This window comes from Erwinia magellanica (assembly GCF_039023495.1).
GTDB lineage: Bacteria > Pseudomonadota > Gammaproteobacteria > Enterobacterales > Enterobacteriaceae > Erwinia.
This window is the reverse complement of the sequence record NZ_JBCHVC010000005.1, coordinates 80,368-101,297: the sequence shown is the minus strand read 5'-3', so window position 1 is coordinate 101,297 and position 20,930 is coordinate 80,368. Positions and strand designations below refer to the sequence as shown.

The following is a 20,930-nucleotide window of genomic DNA, read 5'->3' as shown; positions in this document are numbered from 1 at the left end:
AGCCATCCAATCATATTGTTAATTATTTGTTACGAATAGGTATCCGCATCTCAGGCTTAAGAGTGATCGGCATCACATTAAAACCCCTGACGGCAGGCTAAAACGGGAGAAAACCCTAAAGGATGAACTGCCGTGACTTTTCCCTCCACGCCACAAAAGAAACCACAAAGCTCTGCCAGAACCATCTTCAACGTAACCAGCGGTAACTTCCTGGAGATGTTCGATTTCATGGTATTTGGCTACTACGCTACCGCCATCGCCAAAACCTTCTTCCCCGGCGATGACCCTTTTGCCTCGCTGATGCTGACGCTGATGACGTTTGGTGCCGGCTTCCTGATGCGGCCTCTCGGTGCCATCGTGCTCGGCGCTTACATTGACCATCATGGTCGCCGTAAAGGATTGCTGTTGACGCTGGGTTTGATGGCCATGGGTACGTTAACTATTGCGCTGGTGCCTGGCTATGCCACGCTGGGAGCCGCTGCACCCATCCTGATCCTGCTGGGCCGCTTGCTCCAGGGCTTCTCTGCTGGCGTCGAACTCGGTGGCGTGTCGGTCTATCTCGCTGAGATTGCGCCAGAGAACCGCAAAGGCTTTTTTGTCAGCTGGCAGTCCGGCAGCCAGCAAGTTGCGGTGATTTTTGCCGCCCTGCTGGGGCTGGCGTTGAACCATCTGCTGGCAAAAGATCAGGTCACCGAATGGGGCTGGCGTATTCCGTTTGTGATCGGCTGTCTGATCGTGCCCTTCCTGTTCTGGATCCGCAGCATGCTGGAAGAGACGGAAGCGTTCAGCCAGCGTAAAATCCATCCCTCTATGAGAGAGATTGTCCGTTCTGTTGCCAGCAACTGGGCGCTGGTGCTGGCAGGTATGCTGATGGTCGTCACCACCACGGTGATGTTCTATATGATCACCGCGTTCACGCCTACCTTTGGTAAAACCGTACTGATGATGAGCGACAAGCAGAGTTTCTTCGTCACGCTATGCGTAGGGATTTCTAATCTGTTCTGGCTGCCGGTGATGGGCGCAATGTCAGATCGCTTTGGTCGCCGTCCGCTTCTGATCCTCTTTACTTTGCTGATGATTGCCACCGCCTGGCCGGTACTGCACTGGCTGGTAGGTTCCCCAACCTTTTCGCACCTGCTGGAAGCTGAGCTGTGGCTCTCCTTCCTCTACGCCAGCTACAACGGCGCGATGGTGGTCTATCTGGCGGAGGTGATGCCAGCTGAAGTCCGGGCTACCGGTTTTTCCCTGGCTTACAGTCTGGCGACGGCGCTGTTCGGCGGCTTTACGCCAGCGATTTCCAGCTATCTGATCCACGCCACGGGGGATAAAGCGATGCCCGGTGTCTGGCTGACCTTTGCCGCCGTATGCGGTCTGATTGGCACGATGATCATCAAACGCCTGATCCAGCAGTATCAGACCAAACAGAGCGGTGCTACGGCAGTGCAGATGTAATAAAAAAGGGGCCGGTATCTGCATACCGGCCCCTTCTTCAACAGACGAGAATTACTTCCCGGCGGTTTCCATTCCCATCAGTCCAATCTTCAGATAGCCCGCCTGACGCAGCTTATCCATCACGCCCATCAGCGTTTCGTAATCCACTGACTTATCGGCCTGGAAGAAAATGGTGGTCTCCTTTTTCCCTTCCGTCTGCCCATTCAGCGTCTCTACCAGCGTTTCTGGCGTCACCGCATTGTTACCAATGAAGAGCTGCTTGTCCGCTTTGATAGAGAGATAGACCGGCTTTTCAGGGCGCGGCTGAGGGGCGCTGGAAGAGGCAGGCAGGTTAACGCGAACGTCAACGGTAGCCAGCGGCGCGGCGACCATAAAGATAATCAGCAGCACCAGCATCACGTCAATAAACGGCGTGACGTTGATCTCATGCATTTCGCCGTTGCTTTCAAGATCTTCATTAAATCGCATAGCCATGGTGCTTATCCTACCCGCAGTTTCTGTGCTGGCGCACGTTGCGCGCCGCCGGCAGCCAGGTCCAGATCGCGGCTTTGCAGCAGCATAATCTGAGCCGCGACATCGCCCATGGAAGCTTTGTAGTTGCCGATCATACGGGCAAAGATATTGTAGATAACCACCGCAGGGATAGCCGCAATCAGACCAATAGCCGTCGCGAGAAGCGCCTCGGCGATGCCCGGCGCCACAACGGCCAGGTTAGTGGTCTGCGTCTGTGCAATACCGATAAAGCTGTTCATGATGCCCCAGACCGTACCAAACAGCCCGACAAACGGCGCGATGGCGCCAATGGTCGCCAGGAATCCGTTACCGCGGCCAGCATGACGGCTGAAGAAGGCAACACGACGCTCAAGACGGAAAGAGGTACGCTCTTTGATGCCGTCATTGTCATCTGAGCCGGCAGAAAGCTCCAGCTCGTTTTCCGCTTCCTGTAACAGCCGGGTGGTCAGGCTGTTGGCCTTAAAGGTGGCACAGGTTTCAGCCGCTTCTTTCAGCGAGCGAGCGCCAGCCAGCGCCTGCTGCTCGCGCTTGAGGCGGCGCTTAGCCGCGCTCAGTTCAGCGCTTTTGCTGAAGAAGATTGCCCAGGTCACGACCGACGCCAGCAGCAAACCGATCATCACCACTTTTACTACGATGTCCGCATGCTGGTACATGCCCCAGACGGAGAGATCCGTCTGCATCAAATTATTGGTCACGCTCTGTCTCCAACGTCATTAACGGGTAAAAAAAACCAGTGCGGATCATACCAAATCAGTGCTGAATTGATAGTGGTTATCATTACTATTTACTTTCCGGGTAACATTTTTTGCACATTTACTGATTTACCGCATTCCAGGGCGCTTTTTACGGAATCTTTCTCACTCTCTCCTTCCCGCAATGTCCCGCTGGCGCCTGGCGTGTTAACGTTAAGAAAATCCCGCTATTTGCAGACAGAGCTTTCTGATGACCAGTAAAAAAATTGAAACGGCGCTGATTGCCGCCGGGCGCAGTAAACGTTACACCCAGGGATCCGTAAACAGCGTGATCCAGCGTGCCTCTTCGCTGGTGTTTGACAGCGTGGCAGAGAAAAAACGCTGCACGGCTGGCCGTGCCGATGGCGAGCTTTTTTATGGTCGCCGGGGCACCCTGACGCACTTTTCCCTACAGGAAGCGATGACGGAACTGGAAGGCGGCGCAGGCTGTGCTCTTTATCCCTGTGGCGCGGCAGCGGTAGCCAATGCAATCCTGGCTTTCGTCTCGGCGGGCGACAACGTGCTGATGGCTGGCTCTGTCTATGAGCCAACTCAGGATTTTTGTACTAAAATCCTCAGCAAAATGAACGTCTCAACCACCTGGTTCGATCATTGCCTGGGGGCGGAAATTGCCGAACTGGTGCAGCCCACTACTCGCGTCGTGTTCCTGGAGTCCCCCGCTTCCATCACTATGGAGGTGCAGGATATCCCGGCGATCGTGGCCGCCGTTCGCAGCAAAGCTCCAGATGCCGTGATCATGATCGATAACACCTGGGCGGCGGGGATCCTGTTCCGTGCACTGGAGTTTGGCATCGATATCTCCATTCAGGCTGGCACCAAATATCTGATTGGCCACTCAGATGCGATGATTGGTACAGCGGTCGCCAACGAGCGCTGCTGGCCGCAACTGCGTGAAAACTCCTATCTGATGGGGCAGATGGTCGATGCGGATACTGCCTATATGGCCAGCAGGGGGCTGAGAACGCTGGCGGTCCGTCTTCGTCAGCATGAAGAGAGCAGCATTAAAGTGGCAAACTGGCTGGCCGACCGCCCGGAAGTGGCCGTAGTTAACCACCCTGCTCTGCCGCAATGTAAAGGGCATGCTTTCTGGCAACGGGATTTTACCGGCAGCAGCGGCCTGTTCTCTTTTGTCCTGAAGGCGCGGCTGACCGACAGGCAGCTGGCTGACTATCTCGACCACTTTGAGCATTTCAGCATGGCCTACTCCTGGGGCGGCTATGAGTCATTAATTCTGGCCAATCAGCCAGAAGAACTGGCGGCAATCCGGCCAGCAACGGGGGTGGCGTTCACCGGTACGCTGGTACGTTTGCATATTGGCCTGGAAAACGTCGACGATTTACTTGAGGATCTGGCCGCAGGCTTTGATCGCCTTGCCGGTCAGATAAGCTAAACAGAAGTTCAACGGCGCGGCATCCGCGCCTGCGATCAAGGTGTGGCGGGATTTTTGCGCGTACAATCGACAGATAACCGCAGTAAACAGGAAATGAAATGGGTGTATTGCACGAGATTGTTCAGGCGCTGTGGCATCAGGATTTTGCGGCGCTGGCCAATCCGGATGTCATTTGGATTGTCTATGGGATCATGTTCACTACTCTGCTGCTGGAAAATGGCCTGCTGCCAGCCTCGTTTCTGCCTGGCGACAGCCTGTTGCTGCTGGCGGGGGCGATGATTGCAAAAGGGGTGATGGAGTTTATTCCGACTCTGCTCATTCTGACGCTGGCAGCAAGCCTGGGCTGCTGGCTGAGCTATTTGCAGGGCCGCTGGCTGGGCAATACCCGCCTGGTAAAAAGCTGGCTGATGCACCTTCCGGCGCAGTACCACCAGCGCGCCTGGAATCTGTTCCACCGCCACGGGTTAATGGCGCTGCTCGTTGGCCGTTTTCTCGCCTTTGTCCGCACTATTCTGCCTACCATGGCGGGGATTTCTGGCCTCAAGAATGGCCGTTTTCAGCTGTTCAACTGGCTGAGTGGCGCCCTGTGGGTCGGCATTCTGGTCTCGCTGGGCTATGCCATCAGCCAGGTGCCCTTTATTAAACGCCATGAAGATCAGGTGATGGCCATTTTGATGATCCTGCCGCTGGTGCTGCTCTGCGCCGGACTCTTTGGCAGCCTGCTGCTGGTTTTCAGGCGCAAAAAATCGGCATAAAACAGGCCGGATTGTCCGGCCTGATAACTATCCCGACTGACGCATCCGCATCGCCTCTTCACCCGGCGTAACGCCAAAATAGCGCTTAAATTCCCGCGAGAACTGCGAAGCGCTCTCATAACCTACCCGCATCGCCGCCGCGCTGGCTTTTAACCCTTCGTGCAGCATCAGCATGCGTGCCTGGTGCAGCCGGTAACTTTTCAGATACTGCAACGGCGAGGTACTGGTGACAGCCTTAAAGTTATGGTGGAACGCAGAGACACTCATGTTGACCTCGGCGGCCAGCAGGTCAACGCTCAGGTTATCCGTATAGTGATGCTCAATACGCCGCAGCGCACGGGCTATCTGGCTGAACTGCGTATGCCGACTGACTAACGCCATCAGCGCGCCGCCGCAAGGCCCCATCAGCACATGGTAAAGCATCTCCCGTACAATTTGCGGCCCCAGCACGCGCGCATCCCGCGGGTTCGCCAGCACATCCAGCAGCCGCTCCGCCGCGCAGAGCATCTCTTCCGTCAGCGGCGAGGAGTGGATCCCCCGCGTTTGCGGCTGCGGATGGAAGCTCTCGTCGTCACCGATATCGATCAGTAAATCCTGTAGCTTTACCGGATCGACATTGAGCAGGATCCCCGCCAGCGGCGCTTCCGGCGTGGCAAAGGTTTCACACTCCACGGCGAGCGGCACGGTGAGCATCAGATATTCCGTGGCATCGTAGTTGAACACATGGTTTCCCAGATAGCCGGTTTTGTGTCCCTGAAACAGGATTACGATGCCGGATGAGTAGAGAACAGGCGTGCGTCCGCTGGGCCGATCGGCATAAATCAGACGAACGTCTGGCAGAGAGGCGAGAGGCGAAGCCCCGGAGGTCACCATATGCACCACCTGCCTGGCCAGCTGCGTACAAAGTGCGTTGCGATCCATGTTCTCTTCTCCCACTCAGAAGTTTCTGAATATTATCCTGCCGAATCAGGCCACTATTCTCCAGTGTTCTGGAGGTTTGGGCAAGCACGTAGCGGGCGGGCGGGCGAACTTTAGCAATGGCGAAAGCCAGAATGGCAGTGCCGTTCCCCTCCTCTACTGACAAGATTTTCCAGGCTGTACGGCAATCTCAACTAGACTTAGTTTCACTAACCGGTACAGAGGTGCCGGTTCATTCGTTGCAAAGGAGATATCATGGCAGATCAACCAATAATCAAACTCCACGATGGCAACATGATGCCGCAGCTTGGGCTTGGCGTCTGGCAGGCCACCGTTGATGACGCGCGTAAAGCCGCAGTGAAAGCGCTGGAGGTAGGCTATCGCTCTATTGATACCGCCGCGATTTATAAAAACGAAGAAGGTATTGGTCAGGCGTTGCAGGAAACGGATGTCGCCCGCGATGACATTTTTGTTACCACTAAGCTGTGGAATGACGATCAGCTTAATGCAGAGCAGGCGATGGAGACCAGCCTGAAAAAATTGCAGCTGGAGAGTGTGGATCTCTACCTGATGCACTGGCCATGTCCGGCAAAAGATAACTTTGTTGAAGCCTGGAAAGGGATGATTGAACTGCAAAAACAGGGGCTGACCAAAAGCATCGGCGTCTGTAATTTCCAGGAATCCCATCTTAAGCGTCTGCTGGATGAGACGGGCGTCAGTCCGGTAATCAATCAGATTGAGCTTCATCCCATGTTCCAGCAGCGTACGCTGCATGCGTGGAATGCCATGCATCAGATCCAGACTGAATCCTGGAGCCCGCTGGCGCAGGGCGGAAAAGGGGTATTTGATCAGGAGATCATTAAAAACCTGGCCAAAAAATATGGCAAAACCCCAGCCCAGATCGTGATTCGCTGGCATCTGGACAGCGGACTGATAGTGATCCCGAAATCGGTCACGCCATCGCGTATTGAAGAGAACTTCAAGGTGTTTGACTTCCGTCTGGAAAAACCGGAAATCAGCGATATTGCCTCGCTGGACAAAGGTAACCGTCTGGGGCCGAATCCGGAAGAGCTGAACTGATCTCTCTTTCAGGGGCAGGCTGTCTGCCCCTTCTCTCAGCTTCTTATCAGAGAAGCTGACTCTCTTTCTCGCGTCTCTTCATACCCGTCCCTCCTCAGAGTGCAGGCTGAACCAGCAGCTGCCCCACAGAGCCGCGATCGGCCATCTCCAGCGTCTGACTGAAATAGATAAAGGGGAAATGGTCGGCAGAAGATTGCGTAAAGGAGACAAACAGCTCCACCGTGCCATCCACCCAGACAGTATCTTTCCAGCCACGATCTTCCGCCATCGGCTGCGCGCCGTTCACATTCTTGATCAGGAACATCACGCCCTGAATATGGAAGGATTGCGGCAGATCGGCATGAATTATCCAGCGTTCATAAGTGCCCTGCTGCGCCTGGATGTCGATGCGTTCCATGTCCCACAGCGCGCCATTAATCCCCGGCAACGAGTCGCCCAGACTGAATTCACGCGTCCGGCTGATACTGCCATCAATGACCTGATCTGCCAGCAAACGCATCGGCAGATTATCGGTCACCAGCGGCAGCAGCCCGGTGGGACGAAGCGTCAGGATCAGGGTAGAGGTAAGAATGCTGGAAGGCTCAAACAGGCCGCGCAGACGATCGACAATCCCTGCCGCCATCCCTGCGGTGATAGAGACTTCATCGCCCTGACTCATATCCACCAGAATTTCCCGCCGTTCGCCCGGTGCCAGCGAGAGCTGATTCACCGCGACCGGGGCGGGTAAGAAGCCCTGATCGCTGGCGATAACGTTAAAGGGACGGTTGTCGCTCATTTGCAGCTGATAACGGCGCGAGTTAGAGGCATTAAGCAGGCGCAGGCGCACCCAGCCACGCGAAACTTCAACAAACGGGTTTTGCACACCGTTCACCAACAGCGTATCCCCTACAAAGCCACCGCTGCCGGGCGGGTCATACTGCGGCGCGCCGAAATTATCGAGACGTTTGTCCTGAATAATCAACGGGAAGTCATCCACCCCGTAATGATTGGGCACCGGCAGCGCCTTGCTGACTTCATCTTCTACCATCCACATCCCCGCCAGCCCATTATAGACATGCGGCCCCATGCGGTTTGGCGTGTTGGCATGATACCAGCAGGTTGCCGCCGCCTGACGGATGGGCAGCACGGGTGACCAGTCCACCCCTGGCGACATCATTCTTGGCGCACCGCCGGAGAGCGCCCCCGGAACCTGAAGGCCGCTGATGGTCATCGCCACGGGTTCGTTCAGCCGGTTGCTGTAAATCAGCTTCACGTCATCGCCGCTCCAGACCCGCACCGTAGGCCCTAAATAGAGGCCGTTAATGCCCCAGACCTGCGCTTTATTGCCTTCGCCGGTGAAGGACCAGTGGCTGCGCTGCAACGTCAGAAAAATAGGCTGTCCACGTCGTGACTCCACCAGCGGCGGAACCGGCAAGGGGATACCCGGCCCGGCGGCAAGCGCATCAATCGGCAATGACCCCGCGCAAAGCGCGATCCCCGAAGCCTGAAGAAACTGACGTCGACTGAATGACATAAAAACTCCGTAAGGTAAAACGCAGCCCGGTTGCCGGACTGCTATCCATTTTTTTATGATTGTAAGGAGTGCTGGTTTTGCCGGTCAGACCACCGGCGAATACTATTTTTTATCTGCCGCTTCGCGTTCGGCCACTTCTGCGTTGAGCGCTTCCAGCTTCGCCATCATTAATTCACGACAATGGGTAGCCAGCTTACGCACCGACTGATCGGCAAATGCTGCCGTATCGATCGGCGGCAGCATTTCAATAATCACATGACCATTGTTAAAACGGTTAAGTTTTATTTTGTCATGCGTATTAGAGACTACGATAGGAATGATCGGCACGCCGGCTGCCATAGCGGCATGAAAAGCGCCGGTTTTGAACGGCAACAGGCCCCGGCCACGACTGCGTGTCCCTTCAGGAAACATCAGGAACGAGATCTTCTTCTTTTTGAACTGTTCAACCAGTTCGCCAATGGTGCCGTGCGCTTTTGCGCGGTTATCCCGGTCTATCAGTAAGTTGCCGGTCAGCCAGTAGAGCAAACCAAAAAAGGGCACCCACAGCAGGGTTTTCTTGCCCACGGTTACCGTGGTGGGCTGAACAATTTTGGCTGCGGTAATCATGTCGTAATTATTCTGGTGATTGGCGATGTAGATAGCGTTGGGGTAGTTATCTGCCCCTTCAGGCCGACGCAGCTCTACCTTCAAACCAAACACGGTCGACAACTTACCAAAAAGGTGGCCAAAGGTGGCCACATGGCGGGGATTACGCGGGCTGAAAAGACAATAAATGCAGCCGAACACACACACCAGGATGGAATAAATCACCACGATAAAAAAACGTATAATTGCGAGCATCACTTCCTCGTTATGGCTTTCAGACTCTTTGCAGGCCGTCGTTTGCTGAGCAGTCGACAACCTGACCGGAGGCAGGACTGCGGCCCAGTCCCCGGATAACCGTTAAAGTATACCTGAATTAGCGAAACAACTGCCTGTCACAGGGTTAGCCAGCCTCTGTAGCGGCTGGCCTGTCGTTACGCTTCGCTCTCACCCGCTGAAGGCCTGGCCGGGCCGTCAACCTCAACCCGATCGATACGCTGTAGGCCACGTGGCAACAGCGTACCGCGGCGTCCCCGCTCGGCACGGAATTTCTGCAACTCTTCCGGCTTAAGCGTCAGCTTACGTTTGCCAACGTGCAGCGTGACGGAAGTCTGCGGAGAGAGCAGCAGCAGCCAAACCAGCGCATCCTCGCCAGAGGCCGCCTGGGCAGATGGGATCGAGATAATCTTGTTGCCTTTGCCTTTGGAGAGCTGCGGCAAATCCCCCACCGGGAACATCAGCATCCGGCCCGCAGCGGTGATCGCCAGCAGCATATCGTCATCATGGTAGATCGCCATCGGCGTCAGCACTTTGGCGTTCTGCGGCAGGCTGAGCAGCGCTTTACCCGCGCGGTTACGGGAGACCAGGTCGCTAAAGGTACAGACGAATCCGTAACCCGCATCGGAGGCCATCAACAATTTCTGGTCGTCCGCCTCCATCAGCACCTGCTCCATAACGGCACCCGGCGGCGGCGTCAGCTTGCCGGTCAGCGGCTCGCCCTGCCCTCTTGCCGAAGGCAGCGTCAGCGGATCCAGCGTATAGCTGCGTCCGGTGGAGTCGATAAACGCCACCGGCTGATTGCTTTTGCCTCTGGCAGCCGCACGGAAGCTGTCGCCCGCTTTGTAACTCAGGCCATTAGGGTCAATGTCGTGCCCTTTGGCGCTGCGCACCCAGCCCATTTGCGACAGCACGATAGTTACCGGCTCAGAAGGCACCAGCTCGCTCTCGCTGATCGCTTTCGCCTCTTCACGTTCACGCAACGGTGAACGGCGGTCATCGCCATAGGTGTCGCTGTCTGCCTGCAACTCTTTCTTCAGCAACGTATTCATTTTGCGCTCTGAAGCCAGAATGCCCTGCAAGTTATCACGCTCTTTCGCCAGCTCATCCTGCTCGCCGCGAATTTTCATCTCTTCCAGTTTGGCAAGGTGACGTAATTTCAGTTCAAGGATCGCTTCTGCCTGGGTTTCGCTAAGCTCAAAACGGGACATCAGTACCGGCTTCGGCTCATCCTCGGTGCGAATGATATGGATCACATCGTCAATGTTCAGAAACGCGACCAGCAAACCTTCAAGGATATGCAGGCGACGCAGCACCTTATCCAGACGATGCTGCAAACGGCGGCGTACCGTATCACGGCGATAGACTAACCACTCGCTGAGGATCTCCAGCAGGTTTTTCACTGCCGGGCGGTTATCCAGGCCGATCATATTAAGGTTGATGCGGTAGCTTTTTTCCAGATCGGTGGTGGCGAACAGGTGGTTCATCACCTGGTCCATATCCACGCGGCTGGAGCGCGGCACAATCACCAGCCGCGTCGGGTTTTCGTGGTTTGACTCATCGCGCAGATCTTCCACCATCGGCAGCTTTTTGTTGCGCATCTGCGCGGCTATCTGCTCCAGCACGCGGGCGCCAGAAACCTGATGCGGCAGCGCGGTGATCACCACATCGCCATCTTCCCGCTTCCACACCGCACGCATGCGCACGGAGCCGCGTCCGCTCTGGTAAATTTTACGAATTTCGTTGCGCGGCGTGATGATCTCCGCCTCGGTGGGATAATCTGGCCCCTGAACGATATCCAGCAGCTCATCCAGCGTGGTCTTTGGCGAATCAATCAGTTTGATAGCGGCTTTTGCCACTTCACGCAGGTTGTGCGGCGGAATATCCGTTGCCATTCCCACCGCAATACCGGTGGTGCCATTCAGCAGAATGTTCGGCAGGCGCGCAGGCAGCATCTTCGGCTCCTGCATCGTGCCGTCGAAGTTGGGAATATAGTCAACGGTGCCCTGACCCAGTTCGCCCAGCAGCACTTCCGCATATTTAGAGAGGCGGGATTCCGTATAACGCATCGCCGCAAACGATTTAGGATCGTCCGGTGCGCCCCAGTTCCCCTGGCCATCCACCAGCGGATAACGATAGGAGAAAGGCTGAGCCATCAGCACCATCGCTTCGTAGCAGGCACTGTCGCCGTGAGGATGGTATTTACCCAGCACGTCACCCACGGTACGGGCAGATTTCTTGAATTTAGCGCTGTTGTTCAGTCCCAGTTCCGACATGGCATAGACAATACGGCGCTGCACGGGTTTTAAGCCGTCACCGATATAGGGCAGCGCGCGGTCCATGATGACGTACATGGAATAGTTGAGGTAGGCCTCTTCCGTAAACTTATGCAGGGCACGACGCTCTGCACCATCCTGCGTCAGGTCACTCATTACTCTTTATTCCTCACATCGCGGCGCATCCATCGCGCCACATCGGGGTCGTTTGGCGAGGATAGTACCTTATCAGGGCGGGTGCTGTCACAGGGTAGTGTGGTGGGAAAGGCGATTCAGGCGGAGCAGAAAGATCCTCCGCCTGCGCGGACTATTTGCCTGATGCCCGCTAACGGCAGAAAGCGGTTCCGTCTCGCCTCTGCTGCTGATTATCTGGTGACGGCCAGCCACTGGCTGACAACCTGCTGATACTCGCCGGTGGCGTTGCTCAGATGCAGCCACTGGTCAACATAGAGCTTCCAGCTCAGGTCGTCACGCGGCAGCATGTAGGCTTTCTCGCCGTACTGCATCGGCTGCTCTGGGTTCACCGCGCACAGCTTCGGGTAATGCTTCTGCTGGAACAGCGCTTCAGAGGCGTCGGTGATCATTACGTCGGCCTTGTTATCCACTAACTGCTGGAAGATGGTGACGTTATCCTGGAACAGCGTCAGGTTAGCCTGCGGCAAGTGGCTGTGCACAAATGCCTCGTTGGTGCCGCCTGCCGGTTCAATCAGCCGCACCGAAGGTTTGTTGAGCTGCTCAAGGGTGCGGTATTTCGCCTTATCGGCGCAGCGAACCAGCGGTATTTTTCCATCTGTGCCGAGCGGCGTGGCGAACCAGGCGGTCTGCTGACGCTTCAGGGTGACCGAAACGCCGCCGAGGGCGATATCGCACTGCTTGGCCAGGAAATCTGGCGTTAGCGTTTTCCACGTGGTTGGCACCCACTTCACCTCTGCCCCCAGCGTTTTCGCTAACGACTGCGCCATTGCCACGTCGATGCCTTCGTACTGTCCATCCGCGCGCAGAAAGGTATAAGGCTTGTAGTCGCCCGTGGTGCATACCGTCAGCACTTTGCTTTGCAGCACCCGGTCCAGATGTGACTGAGCGCTGGCGCCGCCCGCCACCAGCAGTAAGGCGGCAATCCCTGTTTTTATCATTGTTGTTGGTCTCATGGTTAAAGAGGACAAATCCTACCCTTTGCCGCCCTATTATTGCGCAGAAAGCAAAAGTGTTGTGATCAATAGCACATTTTTATGCGCGGCACTCGCGCGTAGACTGGCATTAATTTCATGAACTGGAGAGTACAGAGTATGAGCAAGATTTTTATCATTGATGCCGGAAAAGCGTTTGCCCACTCCAAAGGAGAACTGAACCATACGTTAACAGACGTTGCCGCCTCTTTTTTACGTGATGCGGGCCATCAGGTTGATATCACCGTCGTTGACGATGGCTATGTGGTGGCAGATGAAGTGCAGAAGTATCTTGACGCGGATACCGTGATTTATCAGATGCCGGGCTGGTGGATGGGCGAGCCATGGATCCTGAAAAAATACATTGATGAAGTGTTTACTGAAGGGCATGGTTCTCTGTACGCCAGCGATGGACGTACCCGTTCGGACGCCGCCAAAAAATATGGCTCCGGCGGCCTGCTTCAGGGCAAAAAATATATGCTTTCCCTGACCTGGAACGCGCCATTACAGGCCTTTACCGATCCGGAACAGTTTTTTGAAGGCGTTGGCGTGGATGGTCTTTATCTGCACTTCCATAAGGCTAACCAGTTTCTGGGCATGGAAGGTTTACCGACCTTTATCTGTAACGATGTGATCAAGCAGCCTGATATTCCTGCCGATATCGCACGCTATCGGACACATCTGAGCGAAATCTTTGCTTAACTAATCAGACCACAACCCTGTTAAGGAACAAGTATGCTCACCGTGATCGCTGAAATTTGCGTTAAGCCCGGCCGCCGTTCGGCCGTTATGCAGGCAATTGAGAAAGTGACACCAACGGTGTTGCAGGAGGAGGGTTGCGGCAGCTACCAGGCGCTGCTTGATCATCAGGCTCAGGTGCCGTGGAAGCAAAACTCACCCGACTCTATCTTTATGGTTGAGCACTGGGATTCTCTGCGCCATCTTGAGCAGCATCAGCAGGCTGCACATATGGAAGCGCATCGCACCAACATCAAAGAGGATGTGGTGGAGGTGAAGATTTTTGTGCTGGAACCGGCAAAATAAGCCTCACAGGGCGGCAGCGATGCCGCCCTGTCTGCGTTTTAAAAATACGTTGGATATGTACCGTTTATGCCGCCATCCCTGGCCTGTTGATTATTTAATTTTTTAAGTGAATTGGCTGTAAGAGGAATCAGACACCATTAATAGTTATATTCCGCCTTGAATTTTTAGCCCGAGTTAAATCCTTTTTTTTAAGCCACTACTTTGCCGCAGGGCGAAAAACGATCAATTCAGAGTGACTAATCTGTCAACATAAAATAACCTTATTGACCTCAAGGTTAATTATCATGCTGAACTTTTTTGCGCTGATAATAAATAGTCGTGATTAAATGACCCTGCCCGCATAACAACTCAACACATTGTATTTTAATGGTTTTTCTCCAGACAAAAGGTTCGCGCTCTGTAAGTAAATGTAAATACGCCTTCTGCTCCCCGGATCCATTTTGTTCTGTTGTAGAATTATCGCTCTTTTTCGCTGACTACTCTTTTTAAAATTGTTAGCGTGCTTATTTTCACTGTGGGATGAGAGCGAAATGATGAGCCAACAAGGCATTGAAAAACCGGCTCGCAAGAGCCAAATTAACCCACCCGTTTTTTTTATTTCTGCGGCGCTGATTATTCTGCTGGTCGCCTTCGCGGCGCTGTTCCCGGAACTGGCAAACAGTAAATTTGAAGCCCTTCAACAGAGCATTTTTACCAATGCCAGCTGGTTCTATATTCTGGCTGTGGCGCTGATCCTGCTCAGCGTGAGCTATCTTGGTCTCTCCCGTTACGGGAATATCAAGCTGGGGCCGGATCATGCTGAACCCGACTTCAGCTATGTTTCGTGGTTCGCCATGCTCTTCTCCGCAGGGATGGGCATCGGGCTGATGTTCTTTGGCGTTTCCGAACCGGTGATGCACTATCTTTCTCCCCCGGTTGGCACCCCTGAAACCATAGAGGCCGCGAAAGAGGCCATGCGGCTGACCTTTTTCCACTGGGGACTGCATGCCTGGGCTATTTACGCTATCGTGGCGCTGATTCTCGCCTTCTTCAGCTACCGTCACGGCTTACCGCTGACGTTGCGCTCAGCGCTCTATCCGATCATCGGTGACAGGATCTATGGCCCGATTGGGCACGCTGTGGATATTTTTGCCGTCATTGGTACTGTGTTTGGCGTCGCCACTTCGCTGGGCTATGGCGTCTTACAGGTCAACGCCGGGCTGAACCATCTCTTTGGTTTGCCTGTTAGCATGACGGTGCAGGTGATCCTGATTGTGGTGATCACCGGTCTGGCGACGCTTTCCGTGGTTTCCGGCCTGGATAAAGGCATTCGCATCCTTTCTGAGCTGAATCTGGGACTGGCTGTTTTACTGCTGGTGTTGGTCGGCGCGCTCGGCCCGACCGTGCTGCTGTTGAAATCCTTTGTGGAAAATACGGGTGGCTACCTTTCGGAAATTGTCAGCAAGACGTTTAATCTCTATGCCTACGAGCCAAAGTCAACCCAGTGGCTGGGTGGCTGGACCTTGCTCTACTGGGGATGGTGGCTTTCGTGGTCGCCGTTTGTCGGGATGTTCATTGCTCGCGTATCGCGTGGGCGTACCATTCGTGAGTTTGTAACTGGCGTGCTGTTTGTGCCTGCCGGCTTCACGCTGCTCTGGATGACCTTCTTTGGTAACAGCGCTATCCATCTGATTGTGGCGGAAGGCGCGCGCGATTTGGCTGATACGGTGCAAAATGATGTCGCGCTGGCGTTGTTTAATTTCCTTGAGCATTTCCCCTTCGGCAACGTGCTCTCCTTTATCGCCATGGCAATGGTGGTAGTGTTCTTTGTGACTTCCGCTGACTCGGGCGCCATGGTGGTGGATACGCTGGCTTCCGGCGGGACAGACAAGACGCCACTATGGCAGCGTATTTTCTGGGCTGCCATGATGGGCGTAGTCGCCATTGCTCTGCTGCTGGCTGGTGGCCTGAAAGCCCTGCAAACGGTGACGATTGCCAGTGCCCTGCCCTTCTCAATGATCCTGCTGGTATCGATATATGGGTTATTAAAGGCTCTGAGGGTGGATGCCTACAAACGTGACAGCCAGCAGATGACAACTATCGCGCCAACGGCTTCACGGAACCCTATTTCCTGGCAACGCCGGTTGCGTAATATCGCCTACTTCCCGAAGCGTTCGCAGGTGAAACGCTTTATGGGCGAGGTGATTCAACCCGCTATGGTGATGGTAGAAGCGGAGCTGGCTAAGCAAAATACCCGCTCTTCAATTGATGACTCTCATGATAACCGGATGCGGTTTGAGGTCGATTTAGGCGATGACCTGAACTTTGTTTATGAAGTCCGGTTAAGGGCTTACATTCAGCCCGCTTTCGCCCTGGTGGGACTGAAAGATGAAGAGCGCGATGAAGAGCACAAGTATTATCGGGCCGAGATCCATCTGAAAGAGGGTGGCCAGGATTATGACGTGATGAGCTGGACGCAGGAACAGATTATTCACGACATTCTTGATCAGTACGAGAAGCATCTGCACTTCCTGCATCTGGTACGGTAATGTTATCTGTCGCCCGGAAACGGGCGACATTTCGCTGCCGCTATCTGCTGCGCTTCGGGTTAAAGAATCTCTTTGCTGGCGATCTGCTCGCTAAGAAAATCCAGAAAACAGCTGATGCGTAGTGAGAGCGTGGTATTGCGGTAATAGAGAGCATGGATGGGATGAAGCATCTCGTGGGTTACCTCTTCCAACACCGGCACCAGCCTTCCGCAGGCGCGATCTTCCCTGCTGACAAAATCAGAAATCCGCACGATCCCCTGACCATATACCGCCATTTGCCGCAGCGTTTCGCCGCTGGAGGCAGAGAGTGTGGGCGTGATTTGCAGCAGCTCGCCTTCGCTCTGCCATACCGGCCAGATATTATGGCGATCCAGCTTGCTGAACCCAATCAGACGATGGTTAGCTAATTCCGCCACGCTGGCTGGCGTGCCATATTTTGCCAGATAATCGGGGCTTGCCAGCAATCTCAGCTTGCTGCTGCCCAGCGCCCGCGCATGAATACCTGAATCCCTCAGCTCGCCAATGCGGATAGCGATATCGGTCTGCTGCTCAAGCAGATCGATGATCACATCATCGGTATTAAGCTCAAGCTGGATAAGCGGATAGCGGCTGGTGAAAGCGTCCAGCAGCGGCACAATCACATGCAGCATAAAGGGCGTTGCGGCATTGACCCGCAAACGACCTGACGGCACCTCTCGCCGGTGCGCTATCTGCTCTTCAGCCATTTCAACCGAACGGAGGATCTCCCTGGCATGTTTAAGAAAAATATGCCCCTCTTCCGTTAACGCAATCCGTCTGGTGGTGCGATGCAACAGGGTGGTTTGCAGCTTTTTCTCCAGCCGGCTTAATGCGCGGCTGATGCCGGATGTGGTCTGGCTTAGCTGCTCTGCCGCAGCCGTTATCGAACCGGTATCTACCACCACAACCCAGGCTCGCAACTCTTCAAGCGTAATTTTCAAGGATAGCCTTAGCAGTAAGGAAGGTCGCGGCAGTATATCTCAGTTTCTGCCGGGCTTTTTTACCTGAATGCGTCGGCCAGACTTGTGGCAAGGGCCGGTGATAGCAGGATCGATTTTACCCAGGGAAAGTGCAGGCAGACAGGGAAGATGAGAACAGTGCAGAAGAAATGGCGCCACCCAGGCAGCGCCAGAAAAGAAAGGAATTAATAACGAATCACGGTACGAATGGATTTGCCTTCGTGCATCAGATCAAATGCGTCGTTGATGTCGTCCAGCCCCATGGTGTGCGTGACAAACGGCTCTAATTCAATATTCCCTTTCATCGCCTCTTCAACCATGCCCGGCAGCTGAGAACGCCCTTTGACGCCGCCAAAAGCAGAACCCTTCCACTGCCGTCCCGTAACCAGCTGGAAGGGGCGTGTTGAAATTTCCTGACCTGCTCCGGCCACGCCGATGATGATCGACTGGCCCCAGCCACGGTGAGCACTCTCCAGCGCTGCACGCATCACGTTGACGTTGCCGATACATTCAAACGAGTGATCCACGCCCCAGCCGGTCATTTCGATAATGACTTCCTGAATGGGTCGATCGAACTCTTTCGGGTTGATGCAGTCGGTGGCACCAAATTTGCGCGCCAGCTCAAATTTTGCAGGATTGGTATCAATGGCGATGATGCGGCCAGCTTTGGCCTGGCGGGCGCCCTGAATAGCGGCCAGGCCAATTCCGCCCAGACCAAAGATTGCCACCGAATCGCCTGGCTGAACTTTTGCTGTGTTATGCACGGCACCAATTCCCGTGGTGACGCCACAGCCCAGCAGGCAGACGTGCTCGTGGTTCGCTTCCGGGTTGATTTTAGCCAGCGACACTTCAGCCACAACGGTGTATTCGCTGAAGGTTGAGCAGCCCATGTAGTGATAGATCGGCTGACCATTATAAGAGAAACGGGTAGTTCCATCCGGCATCACGCCTTTTCCCTGCGTGGCGCGTACGGCAGTACAGAGGTTAGTTTTGCCAGATTTGCAGAACAGGCACTCTCCACACTCTGCGGTATAGAGAGGAATTACGTGGTCACCGGGCTGAACGCTGGTGACGCCCTCTCCCACTTCTACCACGACGCCAGCCCCTTCATGGCCCAGCACCACCGGGAACAACCCTTCAGGATCCTCCCCGGAAAGGGTAAAGGCATCAGTATGACAGACGCCGGTATGGCTGATTTTGATCAGCACTTCACCCGCGCGAGGCGGCTCGACATCCAGCTCAACAATTTCAAGCGGTTTTCCGGGACCAAAAGCGACAGCAGCACGGGATTTCATCATGTTCTCCAGGATAATTCAGTCAGACGGTATAATGGGGGGGACTATACATGATATAGGGGTGGGGGGTATACAGCTCCGCACGAAAAATCCCGGCAGGACTATTTTGTATATGACCTGACCAGGCTGAGCAGCACAGCGATCTCTTCATCATTCGGCCCCTGCTCGCCCGGCTTCACAAATTCATCGCGGATATAGCTTTCCAGAATTTCGGTCATCAGCCCCGTCATCGCCCCACGCGCTGAGGCAATCTGTTGCAAAACAGGCGTGCAGTCGGCTCCCGCTTCAAGCGAGCGCTGGATACCTTCACACTGTCCCTGAATGCGTTTGATTCTGTTCAGGGCGCGTTTTTTATCTTCTGGTGAGTGTGGCATAGGTCCTCGTGGAAACTTTTTACCTGGTCTTACGGTGTTATCAGCCCGTTTAAGCTTCCCTGCTTAAACGTACGCGGCCCCTCATACTACAGGCCGTTTGTTACACTTCAATCTCTGCCGTATGGCCATTTTCCTGTAGCCAGTTACGACGATCTTCCGAGCGCTTTTTCGCCAGCAGCATATCCATCACCGCCATCGTCTTCTCCACCTCATCATCTTCAATGGTCAGCTGGACCAGGCGACGGGTGTTGGGATCAAGCGTGGTTTCACGCAGCTGAAGCGGGTTCATCTCGCCCAGCCCTTTGAAGCGCTGCACGCCAGGCTTGCCCTTTTTGCGCTTGAGCTGGTCAAGAATGCCCGCTTTCTCTTCTTCATCCAGCGCGTAGTAAACCTCTTTACCCAGATCGATACGGTAGAGAGGCGGCATCGCCACGTAGACGTGACCATTTTTCACCAGCGTACGGAAATGACGAACAAACAGCGCGCAGAGAAGCGTGGCGATATGCAGACCATCGGAGTCCGCATCCGCAAGGATGCAGATTTTGCCGTAACGCAGCTGGCTCATATCCTCGCTGTCAGGATCGATGCCGATCGCCACCGAAATATCGTGCACTTCCTGCGAAGCCAGAACCTCATCCGAAGAGACTTCCCAGGTATTGAGGATCTTACCCTTCAGCGGCATGATCGCCTGATATTCACGATCGCGCGCCTGCTTGGCCGATCCGCCTGCGGAATCCCCTTCCACCAGGAAGAGTTCGGTGCGGTTAAGATCCTGAGCGCTACAGTCAGCCAGCTTACCGGGCAGGGCCGGGCCGCTGGTTAACTTTTTACGCACCACTTTCTTCGCCGCACGCATGCGACGCTGGGCGCTGGAAATAGCCAGCTCCGCCAGCATTTCAGCCGCCTGCACGTTCTGGTTCAGCCACAGGCTGAAGGCATCCTTCACCACGCCGGAGACAAACGCGGCGCACTGACGGGAAGAGAGACGTTCTTTGGTCTGACCGGCAAACTGCGGGTCCTGCATTTTTACCGACAGCACATAGGCACAGCGGTCCCAGATATCCTCAGCAGAGAGCTTGACGCCGCGCGGCAGAATATTGCGATATTCACAGAACTCGCGCATTGCATCCAGCAGCCCCTGACGCAGGCCGTTGACGTGCGTGCCGCCCTGCATGGTGGGGATCAGGTTGACGTAGCTTTCTGTCAGCAGCTCGCCCCCTTCCGGCAGCCACAGCAGCGCCCAGTCTACCGCTTCCACATCTCCGGCAAAGGCGCCCACAAACGGCTTCTCTGGCAGCGTGGGTAAGCCGTTTACCGCTTCACAGAGGTAATCAGTCAGCCCATCGGCATAACACCAGGTCTGCTCGGTATTATTCACGCGATCTTTGAAGATGATTTCCACGCCCGGACAGAGCACCGCTTTGGCCTTCAGCAGATGGCTGAGACGGGAGACAGAAAAGCGTGGGCTGTCGAAGAAATTGACGTCCGGCCAGAAGCGCACCCGTGTGCCGGTATTGCGTTTGCCAACCGTGCCGGTGACGTGCAGATCCTCTACCTTGTCGCCGTTTTCAAAAGCCATTTCATAGACTTCAGCATTACGCCGGACGGTGACTTCCACGCGCGTGGAGAGGGCATTCACTACCGAAATCCCCACGCCATGCAGGCCGCCAGAGAACTGATAGTTTTTATTGGAGAATTTGCCGCCAGCATGCAGGCGACAGAAGATCAGCTCAACGGCAGGCACGCCCTCTTCGGGGTGGATATCCACTGGCATCCCGCGCCCGTCGTCAATAACTTCTAACGACTGATCGGCATGGAGGATCACCTCAACACGTCTGGCGTGGCCCGCCAGCGCCTCATCAATGCTGTTATCGATCACTTCCTGGCCTAAATGGTTTGGACGTGACGTGTCGGTGTACATTCCCGGACGACGGCGAACGGGTTCAAGGCCGCTGAGAACCTCAATGGAGTCAGCGTTATAGCTGGATTGAGTCATCGTAAGAATCTGATTGGTGGCTAAAAATGAGTGGTCACTCTCC

General features: G+C 54.9%; 18 protein-coding genes. 7 read left to right on the top strand and 11 right to left on the bottom strand.

From position 1 onward, the window contains the following. Positions 1 to 132: 132 nt before the first annotated feature. Positions 133 to 1,452 carry an MFS transporter gene (gene tcuC, locus AAH450_RS17365; protein WP_342911334.1) on the top strand — a complete coding sequence of 440 codons (1,320 nt, stop codon included), beginning with the start codon at positions 133 to 135 and terminating at the stop codon, positions 1,450 to 1,452. Between the two features lie 51 nt (positions 1,453 to 1,503). On the opposite strand, the gene exbD is transcribed toward tcuC, so the two are convergent. Next, positions 1,504 to 1,926 (bottom strand): TonB system transport protein ExbD, encoded by a 423-nt coding sequence (gene exbD, locus AAH450_RS17360; protein WP_342911333.1) that lies wholly within the window; start codon positions 1,924 to 1,926, stop codon positions 1,504 to 1,506. Positions 1,927 to 1,931: 5 nt separating this feature from the next. After that, the gene (gene exbB / locus AAH450_RS17355) at positions 1,932 to 2,660 is read right to left on the bottom strand and encodes a tol-pal system-associated acyl-CoA thioesterase (RefSeq protein ID WP_342911332.1); all 729 of its coding nucleotides are present in this window, start codon (positions 2,658 to 2,660) and stop codon (positions 1,932 to 1,934) included. Positions 2,661 to 2,907: 247 nt separating this feature from the next. Here exbB and metC point away from each other — a divergent pair, with 247 nt between their 5' ends. Next, positions 2,908 to 4,107 (top strand): cystathionine beta-lyase, encoded by a 1,200-nt coding sequence (metC, locus tag AAH450_RS17350; protein WP_342911331.1) that lies wholly within the window; start codon positions 2,908 to 2,910, stop codon positions 4,105 to 4,107. 98 nt (positions 4,108 to 4,205) lie between these two features. Further along, entirely contained in the window at positions 4,206 to 4,862 is a 657-nt protein-coding gene (locus AAH450_RS17345) for a DedA family protein (protein ID WP_342911330.1), read from the top strand. Between the two features lie 27 nt (positions 4,863 to 4,889). Here the strand turns inward: AAH450_RS17345 and AAH450_RS17340 are convergent, their stop codons facing one another. Continuing rightward, positions 4,890 to 5,783 carry an AraC family transcriptional regulator gene (locus tag AAH450_RS17340; protein ID WP_342911329.1) on the bottom strand — a complete coding sequence of 298 codons (894 nt, stop codon included), beginning with the start codon at positions 5,781 to 5,783 and terminating at the stop codon, positions 4,890 to 4,892. Positions 5,784 to 6,035: 252 nt separating this feature from the next. On the opposite strand from AAH450_RS17340, the gene dkgA reads away from it, so the two are divergent. Then, on the top strand, positions 6,036 to 6,860 hold the full coding sequence (gene dkgA, locus AAH450_RS17335) for a 2,5-didehydrogluconate reductase DkgA (protein ID WP_342911328.1): 825 nt from the start codon (positions 6,036 to 6,038) through the stop codon (positions 6,858 to 6,860). A gap of 94 nt (positions 6,861 to 6,954) precedes the next feature. Here dkgA and ftsP read toward each other — a convergent pair whose 3' ends face one another. From ftsP to AAH450_RS17315, 4 genes are all read right to left on the bottom strand, one after another. Then, the gene (gene ftsP / locus AAH450_RS17330) at positions 6,955 to 8,373 is read right to left on the bottom strand and encodes a cell division protein FtsP (protein ID WP_342911327.1); all 1,419 of its coding nucleotides are present in this window, start codon (positions 8,371 to 8,373) and stop codon (positions 6,955 to 6,957) included. A gap of 102 nt (positions 8,374 to 8,475) precedes the next feature. Then, positions 8,476 to 9,213, bottom strand: a complete 738-nt coding sequence (locus AAH450_RS17325; RefSeq protein ID WP_342911326.1) for a 1-acylglycerol-3-phosphate O-acyltransferase — start codon at positions 9,211 to 9,213, stop codon at positions 8,476 to 8,478. A gap of 176 nt (positions 9,214 to 9,389) precedes the next feature. Then, a complete protein-coding gene (parC, locus tag AAH450_RS17320; RefSeq protein WP_342911325.1) occupies positions 9,390 to 11,663 on the bottom strand; it encodes a DNA topoisomerase IV subunit A in 2,274 nt (757 codons plus the stop codon). A gap of 209 nt (positions 11,664 to 11,872) precedes the next feature. Further along, entirely contained in the window at positions 11,873 to 12,640 is a 768-nt protein-coding gene (locus tag AAH450_RS17315) for a transporter substrate-binding domain-containing protein (protein ID WP_318789467.1), read from the bottom strand. 153 nt (positions 12,641 to 12,793) lie between these two features. Between AAH450_RS17315 and AAH450_RS17310 the strand changes: the two genes are divergently transcribed. The 3 genes from AAH450_RS17310 (at position 12,794) to AAH450_RS17300 (ending at position 16,245) form a co-directional block, all read left to right on the top strand. After that, a complete protein-coding gene (locus AAH450_RS17310; protein ID WP_342911324.1) occupies positions 12,794 to 13,375 on the top strand; it encodes an NAD(P)H-dependent oxidoreductase in 582 nt (193 codons plus the stop codon). A 33-nt stretch (positions 13,376 to 13,408) separates the two neighbouring features. Further along, entirely contained in the window at positions 13,409 to 13,717 is a 309-nt protein-coding gene (locus tag AAH450_RS17305) for a putative quinol monooxygenase (RefSeq protein WP_342911323.1), read from the top strand. A gap of 533 nt (positions 13,718 to 14,250) precedes the next feature. Next, positions 14,251 to 16,245, top strand: a complete 1,995-nt coding sequence (locus AAH450_RS17300; protein ID WP_342911546.1) for a BCCT family transporter — start codon at positions 14,251 to 14,253, stop codon at positions 16,243 to 16,245. Positions 16,246 to 16,304: 59 nt separating this feature from the next. Here AAH450_RS17300 and AAH450_RS17295 read toward each other — a convergent pair whose 3' ends face one another. The 4 genes from AAH450_RS17295 to parE form a co-directional block, all read right to left on the bottom strand. Next, complete coding sequence (locus tag AAH450_RS17295; protein WP_342911322.1) at positions 16,305 to 17,204, bottom strand: LysR family transcriptional regulator; 900 nt, start codon at positions 17,202 to 17,204, stop codon at positions 16,305 to 16,307. Between the two features lie 203 nt (positions 17,205 to 17,407). Next, positions 17,408 to 18,517 carry an S-(hydroxymethyl)glutathione dehydrogenase/class III alcohol dehydrogenase gene (locus AAH450_RS17290; RefSeq protein WP_318789764.1) on the bottom strand — a complete coding sequence of 370 codons (1,110 nt, stop codon included), beginning with the start codon at positions 18,515 to 18,517 and terminating at the stop codon, positions 17,408 to 17,410. Positions 18,518 to 18,618: 101 nt separating this feature from the next. Next, positions 18,619 to 18,891, bottom strand: coding sequence for a metal/formaldehyde-sensitive transcriptional repressor (locus AAH450_RS17285; protein ID WP_342911321.1), 273 nt, complete (start codon positions 18,889 to 18,891; stop codon positions 18,619 to 18,621). Between the two features lie 100 nt (positions 18,892 to 18,991). Further along, positions 18,992 to 20,887: a DNA topoisomerase IV subunit B gene (gene parE / locus AAH450_RS17280; protein ID WP_342911320.1), complete on the bottom strand. Its 1,896-nt coding sequence runs from the start codon at positions 20,885 to 20,887 to the stop codon at positions 18,992 to 18,994. Positions 20,888 to 20,930: the final 43 nt, after the last annotated feature.

Coding starts and splice junctions, on each gene's coding strand:
- exbD (WP_342911333.1), bottom strand. CDS start 1,926: ATGGCTATGCGATTTAATGAAGATCTTGAAAGCAACGGCGAAATGCAT.
- dkgA (WP_342911328.1), top strand. CDS start 6,036: ATGGCAGATCAACCAATAATCAAACTCCACGATGGCAACATGATGCCG.
- AAH450_RS17340 (WP_342911329.1), bottom strand. CDS start 5,783: ATGGATCGCAACGCACTTTGTACGCAGCTGGCCAGGCAGGTGGTGCAT.
- AAH450_RS17345 (WP_342911330.1), top strand. CDS start 4,206: ATGGGTGTATTGCACGAGATTGTTCAGGCGCTGTGGCATCAGGATTTT.
- parC (WP_342911325.1), bottom strand. CDS start 11,663: ATGAGTGACCTGACGCAGGATGGTGCAGAGCGTCGTGCCCTGCATAAG.
- AAH450_RS17325 (WP_342911326.1), bottom strand. CDS start 9,213: ATGCTCGCAATTATACGTTTTTTTATCGTGGTGATTTATTCCATCCTG.
- ftsP (WP_342911327.1), bottom strand. CDS start 8,373: ATGTCATTCAGTCGACGTCAGTTTCTTCAGGCTTCGGGGATCGCGCTT.
- parE (WP_342911320.1), bottom strand. CDS start 20,887: ATGACTCAATCCAGCTATAACGCTGACTCCATTGAGGTTCTCAGCGGC.
- AAH450_RS17310 (WP_342911324.1), top strand. CDS start 12,794: ATGAGCAAGATTTTTATCATTGATGCCGGAAAAGCGTTTGCCCACTCC.
- AAH450_RS17315 (WP_318789467.1), bottom strand. CDS start 12,640: ATGATAAAAACAGGGATTGCCGCCTTACTGCTGGTGGCGGGCGGCGCC.
- AAH450_RS17290 (WP_318789764.1), bottom strand. CDS start 18,517: ATGAAATCCCGTGCTGCTGTCGCTTTTGGTCCCGGAAAACCGCTTGAA.
- AAH450_RS17305 (WP_342911323.1), top strand. CDS start 13,409: ATGCTCACCGTGATCGCTGAAATTTGCGTTAAGCCCGGCCGCCGTTCG.
- AAH450_RS17300 (WP_342911546.1), top strand. CDS start 14,251: ATGAGCCAACAAGGCATTGAAAAACCGGCTCGCAAGAGCCAAATTAAC.
- AAH450_RS17285 (WP_342911321.1), bottom strand. CDS start 18,891: ATGCCACACTCACCAGAAGATAAAAAACGCGCCCTGAACAGAATCAAA.
- metC (WP_342911331.1), top strand. CDS start 2,908: ATGACCAGTAAAAAAATTGAAACGGCGCTGATTGCCGCCGGGCGCAGT.